Annotated in this window: 13 protein-coding genes; 2 read left to right on the top strand and 11 right to left on the bottom strand. The window is 63.1% G+C overall.

What is annotated here, in order from left to right:
• Window positions 1-88: 88 nt before the first annotated feature.
• Window positions 89-1,305 (top strand): IS3 family transposase gene (locus D5261_RS09295; RefSeq protein WP_435792402.1). Its coding sequence is split into 2 segments (ribosomal slippage): window positions 89-350 and window positions 350-1,305, totalling 1,218 coding nucleotides; the frame shifts between segments, so codons are not numbered across the junction.
• Window positions 1,306-1,411: 106 nt separating this feature from the next.
• Here D5261_RS09295 and D5261_RS09300 read toward each other — a convergent pair.
• From D5261_RS09300 to D5261_RS09310, 3 genes are read right to left on the bottom strand one after another with little or no spacing between them, the layout of a single operon-like run.
• Window positions 1,412-2,041, bottom strand: a complete 630-nt coding sequence (locus D5261_RS09300; protein ID WP_119324706.1) for a hypothetical protein — start codon at window positions 2,039-2,041, stop codon at window positions 1,412-1,414.
• Window positions 2,038-3,366: a nickel pincer cofactor biosynthesis protein LarC gene (gene larC, locus D5261_RS09305; protein ID WP_218025766.1), complete on the bottom strand. Its 1,329-nt coding sequence runs from the start codon at window positions 3,364-3,366 to the stop codon at window positions 2,038-2,040. Before larC ends, D5261_RS09300 begins: the two co-directional genes overlap by 4 nt.
• 59 nt (window positions 3,367-3,425) lie before the next feature.
• Entirely contained in the window at window positions 3,426-4,034 is a 609-nt protein-coding gene (locus D5261_RS09310) for a hypothetical protein (RefSeq protein WP_119324707.1), read from the bottom strand.
• A 136-nt stretch (window positions 4,035-4,170) separates the two neighbouring features.
• Between D5261_RS09310 and D5261_RS09315 the strand changes: the two genes are divergently transcribed.
• Window positions 4,171-4,656 (top strand): MarR family winged helix-turn-helix transcriptional regulator, encoded by a 486-nt coding sequence (locus D5261_RS09315; protein WP_165864627.1) that lies wholly within the window; start codon window positions 4,171-4,173, stop codon window positions 4,654-4,656.
• On the opposite strand, the gene D5261_RS09320 is transcribed toward D5261_RS09315, so the two are convergent.
• The 8 genes from D5261_RS09320 to D5261_RS09355 form a co-directional block, all read right to left on the bottom strand.
• The gene (locus D5261_RS09320; protein ID WP_119324709.1) at window positions 4,653-5,999 is read right to left on the bottom strand and encodes a hypothetical protein; all 1,347 of its coding nucleotides are present in this window, start codon (window positions 5,997-5,999) and stop codon (window positions 4,653-4,655) included. The two genes, D5261_RS09315 and D5261_RS09320, sit on opposite strands and share 4 nt — an antisense overlap.
• 385 nt (window positions 6,000-6,384) lie before the next feature.
• The gene (locus D5261_RS09325) at window positions 6,385-7,917 is read right to left on the bottom strand and encodes a TolC family protein (RefSeq protein ID WP_165864628.1); all 1,533 of its coding nucleotides are present in this window, start codon (window positions 7,915-7,917) and stop codon (window positions 6,385-6,387) included.
• 10 nt (window positions 7,918-7,927) lie between these two features.
• Window positions 7,928-8,701, bottom strand: coding sequence for an ABC transporter ATP-binding protein (locus D5261_RS09330; protein WP_119324711.1), 774 nt, complete (start codon window positions 8,699-8,701; stop codon window positions 7,928-7,930).
• Window positions 8,702-8,903: 202 nt separating this feature from the next.
• Complete coding sequence (locus D5261_RS09335; RefSeq protein ID WP_165864626.1) at window positions 8,904-9,584, bottom strand: hypothetical protein; 681 nt, start codon at window positions 9,582-9,584, stop codon at window positions 8,904-8,906.
• A 47-nt stretch (window positions 9,585-9,631) separates the two neighbouring features.
• Window positions 9,632-10,915: an ABC transporter permease gene (locus D5261_RS09340; protein ID WP_119324712.1), complete on the bottom strand. Its 1,284-nt coding sequence runs from the start codon at window positions 10,913-10,915 to the stop codon at window positions 9,632-9,634.
• Window positions 10,916-10,919: 4 nt separating this feature from the next.
• Window positions 10,920-12,716 carry an efflux RND transporter periplasmic adaptor subunit gene (locus tag D5261_RS09345; RefSeq protein WP_125206334.1) on the bottom strand — a complete coding sequence of 599 codons (1,797 nt, stop codon included), beginning with the start codon at window positions 12,714-12,716 and terminating at the stop codon, window positions 10,920-10,922.
• A 102-nt stretch (window positions 12,717-12,818) separates the two neighbouring features.
• Window positions 12,819-14,318: a HAMP domain-containing sensor histidine kinase gene (locus D5261_RS09350; RefSeq protein ID WP_119324714.1), complete on the bottom strand. Its 1,500-nt coding sequence runs from the start codon at window positions 14,316-14,318 to the stop codon at window positions 12,819-12,821.
• Window positions 14,315-15,001, bottom strand: coding sequence for a response regulator transcription factor (locus tag D5261_RS09355; RefSeq protein ID WP_119324715.1), 687 nt, complete (start codon window positions 14,999-15,001; stop codon window positions 14,315-14,317). Before D5261_RS09355 ends, D5261_RS09350 begins: the two co-directional genes overlap by 4 nt.
• Window positions 15,002-15,025 lie beyond the last annotated feature (24 nt).

Below are 15,025 nucleotides of genomic sequence, written 5' to 3' on the forward strand. Positions count from 1 at the left end.
CTTGCCCTGGTAGGATAGACACCTCGAAAAGCCTAATCTTAACATTAGGAAGCCATCTTAATGAATGCTTGATGGCGCGAGGAGTTTTATGACGAACCGTAAATCTTACACCGAAGAGTTCAAACGCGAGGCGATCCGCCTGGCCGAGGAGAAGGGCAATCTCAGCGGCGCAGCACGCGATTTGGGAATTGCCGAAAGCTTGATCGCCAAATGGAAGAAGAGCTTGGAGGTCCAGCCTGAGAATCCTTTCCCCGGCAAAGGTAATCCCTCCGATCCCGAACTCGCACAGCTCAAACGCGAAAACGCCCGCCTCAAAGAGGAGAATGAAATCCTAAAAAAAGCGGTCGGTATCTTCACGAACCGCCCGCAGTGAGATACCGATTCATTCAAGACTATGCGGGACGATTTTCCGTGCAGATGCTCTGTGAGGTCATGGAGCTCAAAACCAGAAGCTATTACGCATGGCGCTCTGAGAAACGCGCCGTGCGTCGCCATGAAAAACAAGAGCGAGACTTGGCGTTGGTGGACCAGATCCAGAAAGTACACCAGCAAAGCTACGACAGAAGCTATGGCAGCCCACGCATCCATTTAGAGCTGCGAGAGCAAGGGATTGCTTGTGGTCGCCATCGAGTGGCGCGCTTGATGCAGTCCCATCAGATTGTGGCGAAGAAGAGACGACGTTTCCGAGTGACAACCCAATCGGATCATGCGTTGCCCATCGCTCCCAATGTGCTGGATCGACAGTTCACGGTGGCGTCTCCCAATCAATGCTGGGTGGGCGACATCACGTATCTGTGGACGCGTGAAGGCTGGCTGTATTTGGCGGTCGTCCTGGACTTGTTCAGCCGCCGTGTGGTCGGCTGGTCGATGCAGGCGACGATGGAAACCCGCTTGGTCTGTGACGCTCTCGAAATGGCAATCCAGCGGTGCTGTCCGCAGGCGGGGCTTGTTTACCATAGCGATCGAGGTGGGCAATACGCCGGCCTCGTTTACCAAGACAAACTGAATTGCCACGGCATGGTGGCCAGCATGAGCCGTAAGGGCAACTGCTGGGACAATGCCGTGGCGGAGAGTTTTTTCTCGACGTTGAAGACCGAGATGCTGCCTGCGCAAGTATCTCGAATGCAGGTATTTCGTACTCGGCAGGTATTTCGTACTCGGGAGGAAGCGAAAGCTTGTGTGTTCGAGTATATTGAAGTCTGGTATAACCGCAAGCGTCGACATTCGACGCTTGGTTATATCAGCCCCGCTCAATTTGAACAGCGCCATTTTGAGCAACAGCAACAGCTCGCAAGAGCCGCTTAACGAAGTGTCTACAAAACCCGAGCAAGTCCATATCATTCGACGGTGAGGGACCCGTGAGAGGGGCGTAACGAAACCGTGATTTTTGCGTGAGACTTTTGGCTGAGGCTTAGCGTGGATTGGGACGATCCAATCGCCAGTGACGGGAAACCGATGTCATCCATTCTTTCTCGCCGTGCGGCGAAAGAAAGAACCGGCTGATTGTGCGCTGGCCTCCTTCGTGGTCGCCGTAGAGCAGATCGATCGTCAAAGGATGGCGCTCAAGGATGGCGCTGCGCGCCTCGGCAAACGCCGGATCATTCGTATCACGCAGCGCGCCCTGCCAGAACCCGAGACTCCCGGCCGGCACGTAGATATCGCGTTTGAGGCGGCGGAAGAGACTCAGGTCTCGATAGCCGTCTCCGGCCGAGTGTCCTTGGGAAATGTCCCACCGGTCTAGCACGGCCAAGCCCTGGCCTACGTTTTGAAGGGAGATTGCGAGATAGATTACGTCTTCCGTCGCTTCGCAAAGCGCGCGCCCGCCGGGGACTTCCACCCAGCGATCGTCGACGAACCGGATCTTTTCGGCGGGATCCTGGATCCGCGACGGCGCGAGGACCGGGAGCAGTCCCGCAAGCAGCACTTTCTCGGAGGCGCGGGCGGTTCGGTTCGCCGACTGCACGGACATAAATGTGGCGACGGCAAGCGCGAGGGTGCCCGCCGCTGTCGCCAGCGAAGAGATTGTTACCCAATCAATCATGAATCCTCGCCTCCAATCAAATCCTTGTCTCCAATCAGCGCCGCCCTGTAGACCTGCGCCAGGGGAACTCCATGCGCCAATGCCGCGCGGCGGCAGTCTTCGTATTCCGGCGCGATTGTCATCGTTTCACCCCGCCACGCGCCGACCTTCAGACGAATCTCTCCATAAGGCGTGTTGGCCGTGCGCCACGTTCGGGCGAGCGTGTATCGCTCTTGCGTACGATGCCGAACGCCGAAGGTGCTGGATTCGCGGAAGATGACGGCGGCGAGCGTTTCCGACAGATCTGCCGGGCAGAGGACGGTGAGGAGAGTGGCGGGCCGGTTCTTCTTCATCTGAATGGGGGTGAAGAAGACGTCGAGCGCGCCGGCGGCGAAGCAACGCTCCATGAGAAGATCGAAGGCTTCGGGACTCTGGTCGTCGAGGTTCGCTTCCAGGACGGCGACGGTTTGCGGCGTGGCGTCGCCGGAGGAGGCGTCGTGGCTGGACGGAGCGTCGTCGGTTTCGCCGATGACGATGCGCAGTAAGTTGGGCATGTCGGGCTTAAACTGCTTTTTACCCGCGCCGAATCCGTTGGTGAGGACGCGCATTGCGGGCAGGCGGCCAGCGGTTTTGGGATCGGCCAGCGTCGTGATCAAAGCCGCCCCGGTCGGCGTGACCAGTTCGCCCCGGATATCCACGGAGTGTACGGGGAAGCCTTTCAGAAGCTCCATGGTGGCGGGGGCGGGCACGGGCATGATTCCGTGCTGGCAGGTGATCGTCCCATAGCCGCACGGGATGGAGGAGGAGGCGATGCGGTCCACGCCGAGCATCTCCAGCAGGATGCAGGAGCCGGCGATATCGACAATGGCGTCCACCGCGCCGACCTCGTGGAAGTGAATCGCGTCGCGCGTCGCGCCATGGATCTTCGCTTCGGCGTCGGCCAGGCGCGTAAAGACGGTGAGCGCCGTGGTCCGCACCCAAGAAGACAGGCCGCTGTTCTCCAAAATGGCGGCGATGTCCGCGAGATGGCGTCCGTGTCCCTGGTCGCGTTCGATCAGCCGGACATCCACATCGGTCGCGCTGATCCCCTCACGCGTCACGCGCTGGATGGAAAGCTCGTAGCCGGGGAGATTGAGCGCCGCAAGGCGGCGGCGGAACTGCGTTTCGTCCGCCCCGTCGCAGGCGAGGAGCGCGCCGAGGGTCATATCCCCGCTGACGCCGGAGAAGCAATCGAAGTAGGCGATTTTCATGGTGTGCTTATTTATACCCGTCTGGAGCGGGCCATGCACATCCGTGATCGCGGAAAAGTCGGTGGAAATAAAGGCGGCGCCGTCCAGGTCTTTCAACCCCCGACGCCGCCTCGATAGGCTCTTTCGTTCTTCCGGCAACTGGAAGACCTAAGGGACTATGACGACAGCGCGCTGGTCAGTGTCTGGTCGAACGACTTGAAGAGGTCCTCGACCTGGCTGCGGGCGCTCGCGCTGCTGGAGCTTGAGCTGCTTGTGCCGCTCGTACTTGTGCTGCTGGAGCTGGATGTCGAACTGCTCGAATCATCGGAGTCCGCGGGCGGCGGCGGAGGAGGTCCGCCGGCTCCATGATGATGGCCGCTATGCTTGCTGTAGGCGCTCAGGGCGGCGCCGGTCGCTCCATCCGCGCTCGTTTGGGGCTTCGGAGGCTGGAGGGCGGACAGGTCGCCGGTGTCGGCCGCGGTCTGGAACTTGGTCGCCAGATCGCTGAGGCGCTTGGCGCTGTCGCTGTCCGTATCCTTGGAGGCGAGGTCTTTCAGCTTCGTCGCCATATCCGACAGGACCTGCTTGAACTTGGTCGGATCCTTCTCCTTGAGCTGCTCCAGCTTGGCGAGCATTTCGCCCGGCTTGGAGACATTCGTCGAGGTGGCGGCGGTTGCGGTCGTGTCGATGGACGCGGTGGTTGCGTCCGTGGACGAGGACTGAAGCAGCGAGGCGAGCGAGCTTGTGCTGTCAACGCTTGTACTGGTGAGAGTACTGATCTGCATGCGTGTAACCCCTTAGTAGTTAACATGTGTAAATAGTTTCATTAAGTAACTAGTTACAGTGCTATTATCGGGCGTTATACTGGGATCTTTAGGGTTGTTGACACAAATCTTTGAAAATTGTACAATGAGAACGCCGATGTCAAACACTATTGAACAAATTGTCTCCCAGGACCCCGTCGTGACGCAGAAGCTTCAGCAGGAGCTGCTGCGCGTGATGGTGTCTTTGATTGCGCCGGCCGACGCCGGATCCAGCTTTTTGGATCTTTCCATATTGGAAATCAAGTGCCTGCGAATCATCGCCGAGCAGGAAGGGCAGAAGCTGCGCGAGGTCGCGGTCCATATGGATCTCTCCCTCCCCGGCGTGTCTCGTTTGGTGGACCGTCTGGTGAAGGACGGCCTTGTCCTGCGCAAGATCGATCCGCTCGACCGCCGCGCCGTGCAGCTGGGCACCACGGAAAAGTCCCGCGCGATCCTCGAAGATCTGCGTCAGGCGCGCGAGGCGCACATCGCGTCCTGCACCCGTCATCTGGAGGCGGAGCAGATCCAAACGATCCTCGAAAGCCTGCGCCTGCTGGCGGACGCCGCCGAACAGGCGCAGCGCGAGACCAAGGAGAAGGGCTAGCCGTCCCCGCCGTCCGGCGGGGGCGGCCCGCCCGGGCCGCCGTCCATGGGCGGTCCGCCGTCGCCGCCGCCATCCATCGGCGGAGGACCTCCATCGCCGCCGTCCATCGGGGGCGGTCCGCCGTTATCGTCCCCGGGAGGCGCGCCGTCGCCGCCCTGCTGTCCGCCTCCGCCAAAGCCGCCTCCTCCGCCCGGGCCTCCGCCGAAGTTACCCTGCGAATTTGCTCCTCCGCGCCGGCCCCCGAAGCGTCCGAAGGGACGCGCGGGCGGGTCCACTTTCTTGTAGCCGCTGGGAACCGTGAAGAGCGTGTCGCTCAGCGCTTTTGTCGAGAGGGATTTGACCACCGTGGTCACCACCGTCTTGATCTCGATCGGCGCCGGCGGCGTCCCATCGCCGGTCGCGTCATCGCCCATGCTTGGGCGCGGCGGCATGGAGCGCGTGATCGTGATCTCGCTGCGTAGCGGAAGGTCTCCCTGCGCGTCGAGCGCATCCGCCAGCGGTTTGACCAGACCGAACGCCGTTACCGACGCCCACTGCGCCGAGGGCAGCGCCGTCGCGCCTTTACCGGAGGGCAGCTTGACCTTGTCCGAAAGCCAGACGTAGCCGGTTACTTTCGTCGCGGGGGGAGCCATCCGAGCGCCATTAGCACGGCCTCGGCCTCGACGGCGCGCAGAGTTTCCGCCGCCCTGGGCGTCGTCCTGGCCTCCTCCGGGCGCTCCGTCCGGCGGGCCTCCCCCGGGAGGTCCGCCGTTGAAATCTCCTCCTCCGGGCGGTCCGCCGCCATTACCGTCGCCGCCCATCGGCGGGCCGCCTCGAAATCCGCCGCCCCCGCCAAACCGTCCTCCAAATCCGAACCCGAACGAAAGTGAGCCGTCCACGGAGAATTTGGCGGCCTTCGCCGATGCAATGGTTTGTGTGTCATCCGTTTGTTTTAAGGTGATCTTACTGCTGGGCGGAGGCGTCGCCCCGGCCTGCGCGAATGGCGCCCGTCCCCCGGTCCCGATCTCGGAGAGCGATTGCACGTAATATGTCTTCTTGGTCGTGTCGAGCGTGTAGATTTTGCCGGCGGCGGCGTCATAGATGGTGACGGGCCCGCCCTTTTCCTCGGCGCGCGCCTTCGCGCCTTTGTAATAAATGCTGACCGTTTTGGGGAATTTCTGCGCCGCGCCGCCGAAACCCATGCCGGGACCCGGTCCCCGGTTGGGAGCGCCCGTGACATTCACGTCCGATACGATGCTCACATCGGCCCGTGTCGCCGCCGCGATCGCCGCCAGCGCAACTCCGATCGCGATGGTCAGCGCTCTCTGGCGGGTCCGGGGCGACAGGCCGCGATTGGTCTTCATCACTGTCTCCTTGATGCCGTCAATACAGTCCATTTCCATGATAGGCAATGGGGGCTAAGACTATGATAACAAAGAAGGATGAAAAATAGATGAAGATGGCGGGGGGTTTTTGGGGATTTGAGTGACCTGCTCCCAGGGGCCAGTTCACAGGAGTAGGTTTTTCCGTCCCCGCATTGAAATACGGGGCTAGGGGTTGCTTCGCAACCAGTGCCCAAAGGGCGCCCACCGTCCCGGACGGAAGAGAGTTTACGACTGCGTTTCTCATTCTTCCGTCCGGTACGGACGGTCGGCGCGAAGCGCCCCCAGCCGGGTAATTTATTGCCCGGTACGCGAAAAAACTACCCTTGTGAGCAGGGGCCAGGGCGGCTTTGCCCGGCCCCTGTCCCTAAGGCGACGCCACATCATTGCGTCCGATGGAGCGCTGGAGCTGGGCGTCGGCGATGTAGTAGTTGTAGACGGCGGTGACGTATTGGTTCTGCGCCTGGGTCAGAGTCGCCTGCGCGGTGGTGACGTCGAGCACGGTGCCGATGCCTTCCTTGCGGGAGGCGATCACGGCGCCGTAATTGACCTGGGCGGCGGTGACGGCGCTTTGGGCGAGCTGGGCGGCTTGCTGGTTTTGATTGCGTGTGGAGAGAGTCTGTTCGACATCGCGCCGAATGTCCTGGCGCTGCTGCTCCAGGGTGTTGGTGTCGGAGTCCAGCGTGGCCTGCGCGATACGGACCGCGCCGCGCGCGCTGCCGGCGTCGAACAGGGGGTAGGAGCCGTTCAGGGTCAGCGCCGTGGTCAGACCCTTCGTGCCGACGTCGTTGGTCGCCTGGTAGGAAAGGGTGTAGTCGCTGGTGACATTGAATCCGGCGTTGCGACGGGCGAGCTGCAGGGCGGACCGATCGCTTTCGACATTCGCGGCCTGCTGGCGCAGGTCGGGACGGTTATCGTAAGCGGTTTTGAGGGCCGTGTCCAGAGTGAGCGGCGTCGTCTCCGCGGCCGGGGCGGGTGGAAGGGCGCCGGCTTCGCCGATGGGGGCCAGGGCGACGGCGTCCTGCGTGTCCACGCCGAGGGCGTTTTTCAGCGCGGCGCTCGACGTCACCACGGAGTTTTGGTTCTGAAGCAGCGTGACCTGGGCGTTGGCCAGGTCGGCATTCGCCTGATAGATATCTTTGGCGGCGGTTGTGCCCGCTTCGATCTGCGCTTTGGTGACATCGACCGTCTGCTGGAAGCGCGCGACCTGGGCCTGCGCCACTTTGACCAGATCCTCCGCGAGCAGCAGCTGATAGTACGCTTGGGTCACCGTCAGAATAGTCGATTGGCGGGTGTTGGCGTTGCCGTAGTTAGCCGCGTCCACGGCGCGGCGCGCCTGCGCGTTGCTCGCTTCCCGGGCGCCGCCGTCATAGATCGACTGGCTGAGATTGATCGAGAGGCCGCCGCCGCGCGTGGTCGTAAAGCTGCTGGAGCTTGTGGTAAAGGTCGTTCCCGTTGTTGTCCCGGTCGTGGATCCAGTGGTCGTCCCGCCGGTCGTGGTCCCGGTCGTCGTCCCGCCTGTTGTGGTTCCGGTGGTCGTCCCCGTCGTCGTTCCGGTTGTTGTTCCCGTCGACGTTCCGCCGGCGCCGTCGGTCGTCGTGAAGGTGCGCGTGGTCCCGCCGAAACTGCTTTGCGTATTGTTTTGGAAGCGATAGCTGGGCGTGACCGTGGGATAGTACTCGGCCTGCGCCTCCTGCTTGCGTCCCTTCGCCGAATTGATCTGATCCTTGGCGATATACTGCTGCGGCTGATGCGCCAGCGCGATGGCGATCGCCTGCGGCAGAGTGAGCGGCGACGGCAGCGTCTTCGGAGCGGGGGGAACGACCTGTCCAAACGCGGCGGTCGCCGTCATCACAAGGACCGCCAGGAGGACAGCGGGGGACAAAAAACGTAAGGTCATAGGGATAGTCTCAATTCTCATGCGCCGTCGCCAGCGGTGTTTCCATCGGCTCGTCATCCACCGGCGCCATCTCCGCCAGCGCCTTGTTGGCGTCGATCGGGTGCGCCACGGGCGAATCGCTGATCACAAGGCCGTCTTTGAAACGGATGATCCGCTCGGCGTGGTCGGCGATATCCTGCTCGTGGGTGACAACGACAATCGTTTTGCCTTCGCGGTGCAGGCGCTGGAAGATCGCCATGATCTCCTCGCCGGTGCGGGTGTCCAGCGCGCCGGTCGGTTCGTCGGCCATCATCACCGGCGGGTCGTTGACCAGGGCGCGGGCGATCGCCACGCGCTGCTGCTGGCCGCCGGAGAGCTGGGCGGGCGTGTGGCCCATACGGCTTTCCAGTCCGACCTGCCGCAGACAGTTGCGCGCGATCTGTTCCCGGTTGCGCGCTCCGGTATAAAACAGCGGCAGCTCGACATTTTGCAGGGCCGAGGTGCGCGCCAAAAGATTAAATGTCTGAAAGACGAACCCGATCTTGCGGCTTCGAATCTCGGCAAGCTGGTCGTCGTTCAGTCCAGCGACTTCCACGCCGTCCAGCTTGTACGATCCGCCGGTCGGCTTGTCCAGGCAGCCGACCATATTCATAAAGGTCGACTTGCCCGAACCCGATGGGCCCATGATCGCGACAAACTCGCCGCGCCCGATCGTCAGGCTGACGCGCCGCAGGGCATGGACTTCCATCGCCTCCATGACGTAGGTCTTCACCATGTCCCGCGTTTCAATCAATGGATGGTCCATGCCGTGCTGTGTCTTTCTTGGCGGAGCGGCGGCCCTCACCCCCCTCCACCCGCAAGCGGGTACCCGGCTCTCCCAAAATTGGGAGAGGGGGAGGCAGAGGGGATTTTCTAATTTGGATCAAAGATCCAATATCTTACTCCTAACCCTCTCCTAGAATTGGGAGAGGGTGGCCCGAAGGGCCGGGTGAGGGCCGCCGTTTTTCTTACCGCGCCGTCGCGGACAGGGTCGCTACCAATTGGTCCAGTTCCTGCTGGGCGCGGCCGCGCTGCCGTTCGAAGGGCAGGGTGGACGGGTTGAGCGGGTTGTAGTCGTGCGGCGCGGAGATCTTGGAGGGATCGAAGCCGCCGGGACGTCCGCCTGGTCCGCCGCCCGGGCCTCCGCCGGGCCGGCCGCCGCCGAAGCCGCCGCCGCCAAATCCGCCGCCGGGGCGTCCGCCTGGTCCGCCGCCTGGACCGCCGCGTCGATCCGCCGACAGAGTGGCGAGCTTCTTGAGCTGCGGAATGCTCAGCGGCGCCGTGATCTGCTGATTGACCTGCCGCGCCTGCGCGTCGGTCATCACCGGTCGATTGCGCCACGCTTTGAGGACGCCCAGGATCGCGCGCGCCTGAGGTTTCGTCAATTTGGTGCGCGGATCCTGCTCCAATGCGCTGATGGCCCGCACGCTGCGCTGCACGGAGCTGACATTCTTATGCGAATCGCGCCACTTGCGCCACGCCTGCATCTTCGCCCGCGCTTCGGGCGGCATCTGGAAGCCGCCGCCTCCCGGACCGCCGAAACCTCCCGGAGGCGGCGGACCGCCAAAACCTGGTCCCTGCGCGAACGCGCCGGTGCTGAGGGCGAGCAGCGCCGCCAGCGGAATGATCTGTTTGAAAGTTGCTTTCATAGTTTCTTCCTTTGATGATTATGACTTGCGAAATCGGTTTGCAGACCTTACTCGTATCTCAATGCTTCGATCGGATTCATCTGCGAGGCTTTGAACGCCGGGTAGAAGCCGAAGAAGACGCCGACAACGGCGGAGAAGCTGAAGGCGAGCAGGACGGTTTGCGGCTGAATCACGATGGTCCAGCCGTTTTTGATCTGGACTAACTGCGCGCCGCCGATGCCCATGGCGACGCCGAGCAGGCCGCCGACGAGCGAGAGCAGGAGCGCTTCCAGCAGAAATTGGGTCAGGATGTCCTTACGCTTGGCGCCGATGGCTTTGCGGACGCCGATCTCGCGGGTGCGCTCCGTCACGGACACCAGCATGATGTTCATGATGCCGATGCCGCCGACGACCAGCGAGACCACGGCAAGGTAGGTGATCAGGGACGAGAACGTATCCTGCTGAGCGTTCTGCGCCTGCGCCAGGTCGGCCTGGTTGAAGATGATGAAGTCCGGGTTGCCGTCGGAGGCGATCTTGTGCTGCCGCCGCATCACGGTGTCGATCTCGGTCTGCGCCTGGGTCATCAGCGTTTCCGTGCGCGCCTGGCAGGTGATCGTCTGGATGTTCTTGAGGCCGAAGAGGCGGCGCATCGCGGTGGAGATCGGCACGTACACGCCGTCATCGGGATTGCGGAAGCCCTGGCCGCCTTTCGATTGCAGCAGGCCCACGACCTTGAAACTCTGGCCCGCGATCTGCACCGTCCTGCCGACCGGGTTCTGCGTATCGAACAGGTTGGTCGAGGCGGTTGAGCCCAGCACCGCCACGCGGGCGTTGGAGTGGATATCCGCCTTCGTGATATACCGGCCGTCCGCAATCGGGTGATTGCTGATGATCGGATAATCCACCCCGGTGCCGTAGATGCTGGTGTTGGTGTTGTTGGCCTTGTACTTGACCTGGGCGTTTTTATTGACCTGAGGGGAGACGCGCGCCACGGATGGGCAGTCTTTCAGGATGGCGTCGGCGTCCGCCAGCACCATGGTATTGGTCGAGCCCAGTCCCTGGCTGACGCCGCCGCTGCGCTGCTGGCCGGGAAAGACGGTCAGGACGTTGGTGCCCAGCTTTTGCAGACTGGCCGCCACGGCGGCGCGCGAGCCCTGGCCGATGGCGATGGCGATGATGACCGCGCCGACGCCGATGATGACGCCCAGCATGGTCAGGAACGCGCGCAGCTTGTTCGCGCCCAGTCCCCGCAGCGCCATCGTTAAGTTGACCAGGCCCTTGTCGCCGAAGGTGATCTTCGACTCTCCCGCCATGTTCGCCGCCGCCGGGGACGGGATCTCTTCGACCGCCATGGTGTTATCCTCTTCCGCCTCGTCCGCCGCCCGGGCCGCCTCGCCCGCCGCCCGTCGCGAACGGACTGCTTGCGCCGGTCGCCGCCGCCGGCGGGGCCGGCGTGATCGTCTGCGTCACGACCTTCTCCCCGGGCTTGAGGCCGCTGGTGATTTCCGTCGCGTCGTCGCCTTCCAGACCGATCTCCACCGCGCGATGCTCCAGCTTGACGCCGACCAGGGTATTCGGATCCACGGCTGCGCCCGTTGTCGGATCGGCGGGCGCCTTGGCTCCGCCGGTGGCGACCTGGACGTAGGAGCCGTTGTCGTCGGACTGCACGGCCTCGCTTGGGACCGAGAGCACATCGCTCTTTTCGTCGATCATGAACTGGCAGTTGGCGTTCATGCCGGGCTTGAGCAGTCGATAAGTCGGCGTGGAGTTGTCGATCTCGACCCGGACATTGAACGTCGTGACATTGTTGGTCACCACGGCGAGGGGATCGATGCGCGATACTTTGCCCTCAAACGGAATGCCAGGATAGGCGTCAAAGTCCACTTCCACGGCTTGCCCCGAGTCCACGCTCGCCACATCCGTTTCGTCGACGGCGACGTTGACGTACATCCGGCTGATGTCGCCGAGCTGGACAATCGCCGTTCCCGTCGCGACCGACGACAGACCAGAGGTAATGATCGTGCCCTGCCCGACATACTTCGTGAGGATAATGCCGTCGGTGGGCGAGCGCACAACGGTCTGGTCGAGCGTGGTCGTCGCGTTGGTCAGCGACGCCTTGTTGGAAGCGATGCTGGCCTGGCTGACTTTGATATCGTCCTGCTTGATGCCGTTGTTCGCCCGGTCGGCGATCGCCTGATTTAAGGCGACCTGCGCCTGGCTGACCTGCGCGGCGGCCTGCGCCAGCGCGGCCACGGCCTGCGAGACGGCGTTGCGCTTGGTGGAGATATCCACGGAGCTCGCCTGCGCGCTTTGCAGGGCGGCCTTCGACTGAGCCACTTTGGCGTCGGCGGCCTGGACATTCGCCTGCTGCTCCGCGCCGATCGTCCGCAGCTTTTCCTGCGCGGACTGCGTCTGCGCGACATTGACATCATACGCGGCCTGCGCGGCGTCGAATGTCTGCTGCGATACGTAGCCTTTTTGCAGCAGGCTTTGCTGCCGGGTCAGCTCCGCCTGCGCGTTTTTCTGATTGGCGACCGCCTGATCGTAGGCCGACTGCGCCGACGCCACATCCTGCTTGTTGGTGGAGCTGAGCGCCGTGCGCGCTTTGATCGACTGATCGAGATTGGCCTGCGCCTGCGCGATCGTCGCCGCCGTCTGGCTCGGCTGCGCCGCCGCCTGACTGCGGGCGTCGTTGAGCTTCGCCTGCGCGGACTGCCGGTTGGCCTGCGCCGCCTGGAGCGCCGCCTGCGCGTTCTCAATCCCGATCTGGCTTTGCGTCACCTGGAGCCCGTATGTCTTCGCCGCCTGCTGCGTCTTGACAATCGCGCTGTCCATCTGCGCCTGCGCCGTGTTGACGGCGAGCTGGGTGTCCGACGGATCGATCTTCGCCAGCACCTGTCCGGCCTTGACGACGGAGCCTACGTCCACCAGCAATTGGTTAACGCGCCCGCCTGCCTTGGATTTGATATCGACGGTTGACCAGGGCTGTAGCGTCCCGGTTGCCGAGATCGTCTTCTTGACGGAACCCGACGCCGCCTGCGTCACTTTGTACTTGACCTGCTGATCCGGACTCGATCCGCGCAGCTTGGACGTCACAAACACCGCGCACACCACGAGCAGCGCCAGCGCGATCATCATCGGGAGTCGTTTCACGTTTGTCTTCCTCTGATCATGAGTCTACTTCTGAAAAATGAAAAAGATATGAAATCATGAAGTTTATAAATAATCTCAGGAATTATTAATAATTGAGGATTACTACGCGCGGGGCAGCGTCACGCGGACGGTGGTTCCGGCGCCGAGGGTGCTTTCGATTGCGAGGGAGCCGTGGTGGAGGTCGACGATGGTTTGGCAGATGGCGAGGCCGAGGCCGGTTCCGCCGTGGGCGCGGGAGCGGGCGGCTTCGGCGCGGTAGAACCGTTCGGTGATGTGGGGCAGGTGGTCGGGCGCGACGCCTTCGCCGGTGTCGGCGACGGCGATGGTGACGCATTCTCCCTGCGCTTCGGAGGAAATGGTGATCTGGCCGTCCTGCGGGGTATAGCGCGCGGCGTTTTCCAGCAGGTTGCTGAAAAGCCGGACCAGGGCGTCGGGCTGGCCGCAGACGCGCATGTCCGGAGGATCCAGGCGGACGGCGACGGGGGCGTGGCTGGCGCTCTGGACGGAGGGCAGCGCCTGCTCGATGATCTCGGCGAGCGGGGTGGGGCGCAGATCGTAATCCATCTGGCCGGCGTCGGAGCGGGCGAGCAGGAGCAGGTCCTGGACGATGCGGTTCATGCGGTCGGCGGCCGTGTCCACGGTTTGCAGGGTCTTGCGCAGCTGTTCCTCGGTGCGCGCGCTGGTCAGCGCCAGGCTGGTGTTCGCCTTGATGATCGTCAGCGGCGTGCGCAGCTCGTGGGAAGCGTCGGCAGTGAAGCGCTGCTGCTGCTGGAACGCCTGCTCCTGCCGCTCAAACGCCGTTTCCAGCCGCCCGAGGAGGCCGTTGAACGTCTCGGCGATCTCGGCGAACTCATCGTGCCCGATCACCGGCAGACGCTGAGAAAGATGCTCGGCCTCGATCTTGTTCGCGGCGTGCGCGATCTCACGGACCGGGCGCAAGGCGCGGTCCGTGAGGAAGGCGCCGCCGAAACCGGCGATCAAAAGGACGAACGGGATCAGCGTCATCAGGATTCGCTGCATGCGCGCCTGCTCCTCCTGAAAATGGGTGAGCGAATTGGCGCATTGGACAACGGCGAGGGTGACGCCGTTCTGCTGGAGCGGCAAGGAAAACACGCGGACATCGCCGTCGCTGGCGTGTATAGTGGAATAGACGCCGGGCGCGCCCTGAACCACGCGTTTGAATCCGGTCCGATCCCAGAGCGGGGCGCCATGTAACAGCGCATTGCCCTTCAGATCGAACATGCGCGGGCGCATTTCGCCGAACCGCTCGTCGCCGGGCCCGTCTCCCGGCCCGCCGCCGGGCGGCGGGGTCTTGCTCTGCTTCTGCGGCGGCCCAAAGCGCTCGCCGAAATGCGGTGGGCGCGGATCGCGGCCAGCGAGGACATCAGCGGTCATGTCCGGCGGCATTCCGCCAAAGAAGTGCTGTCGGCCATGCGCCTTTTGCGCCAGCCCCTGATCCACGGCGGAGGCGACATTGGCCCGGAACGAGAACATAAAGACGGCCCCGAGCACGATCAGCACAAACGCGAGGATGCCGACGTTCCAGAGCGTGATGCGCACCCGCACCGAGTTGAGCGAAAATCGAGGGCGTGAGATCGTCATGGCGTGTCCTCGGGATGGGGCGCGCGCAGGGTGTAGCCGACGCCGTGTACGGTATGGATCAATTTTTCGGCATGACCCGAATGGAGCTTGCGGCGCAGCAAGCCGACATACACGTCCACGGTGTTGGACAGGCTTTCTTCATCCTGCCAGACTTGTTCTAAAATCAGATCGCGCGTCAGCACCTGGCCCTCATGTCCGGCGAGCGCCTCCAGCAGCGCGTACTCGCGCGGCGTCAGCGTGATTTCCTGGCCGGCGCGCGTAACACGCCGCAGCCGCGTGTCGATCTCCAGGTCCGCGATCCGGATCACGCGGGTCTTGTGCATGCGGTCGCGGCGCAGCAGCGCCTGCACGCGGGCGATCAGCTCACTGAAGTCGAAGGGCTTGGGCAGGTAGTCATCGGCGCCGATCTCCAGACCGTGCACGCGGTCCTTCACGGCGTCGCGCGCGGTCAGCATCAGGATCGGCGTCGCGTTGCGCTCCTCGCGCAGCGTCTTGCAGATGGTCCACCCATCCATTCCCGGCAGCATCAGGTCGAGAATGATCAGCGCGTACGTCCCCGACTGCGCCATATCCAGACCGACCCGGCCGTCGTCGGCCGCCTCGATCGTATAACCCGCCTGCTCCAGACCCAGCGCGATCACCTCGGCGATCGGCCCCTCATCCTCAATCAATAGAATTCGCATGATGTGCTGTTACCTTACCATTGA

This window comes from Capsulimonas corticalis, assembly GCF_003574315.2.
GTDB lineage: Bacteria > Armatimonadota > Armatimonadia > Armatimonadales > Capsulimonadaceae > Capsulimonas > Capsulimonas corticalis.

Excerpts from the sequence above, each read along its gene's own strand:
- D5261_RS09300 (WP_119324706.1), bottom strand. The coding sequence starts at position 2,041 with ATGATTGATTGGGTAACAATCTCTTCGCTGGCGACAGCGGCGGGCACC.
- D5261_RS09310 (WP_119324707.1), bottom strand. The coding sequence starts at position 4,034 with ATGCAGATCAGTACTCTCACCAGTACAAGCGTTGACAGCACAAGCTCG.
- D5261_RS09315 (WP_165864627.1), top strand. The coding sequence starts at position 4,171 with ATGTCAAACACTATTGAACAAATTGTCTCCCAGGACCCCGTCGTGACG.
- D5261_RS09320 (WP_119324709.1), bottom strand. The coding sequence starts at position 5,999 with ATGAAGACCAATCGCGGCCTGTCGCCCCGGACCCGCCAGAGAGCGCTG.
- D5261_RS09325 (WP_165864628.1), bottom strand. The coding sequence starts at position 7,917 with ATGACCTTACGTTTTTTGTCCCCCGCTGTCCTCCTGGCGGTCCTTGTG.
- D5261_RS09330 (WP_119324711.1), bottom strand. The coding sequence starts at position 8,701 with ATGGACCATCCATTGATTGAAACGCGGGACATGGTGAAGACCTACGTC.
- D5261_RS09335 (WP_165864626.1), bottom strand. The coding sequence starts at position 9,584 with ATGAAAGCAACTTTCAAACAGATCATTCCGCTGGCGGCGCTGCTCGCC.
- D5261_RS09340 (WP_119324712.1), bottom strand. The coding sequence starts at position 10,915 with ATGGCGGTCGAAGAGATCCCGTCCCCGGCGGCGGCGAACATGGCGGGA.
- D5261_RS09350 (WP_119324714.1), bottom strand. The coding sequence starts at position 14,318 with ATGACGATCTCACGCCCTCGATTTTCGCTCAACTCGGTGCGGGTGCGC.
- D5261_RS09355 (WP_119324715.1), bottom strand. The coding sequence starts at position 15,001 with ATGCGAATTCTATTGATTGAGGATGAGGGGCCGATCGCCGAGGTGATC.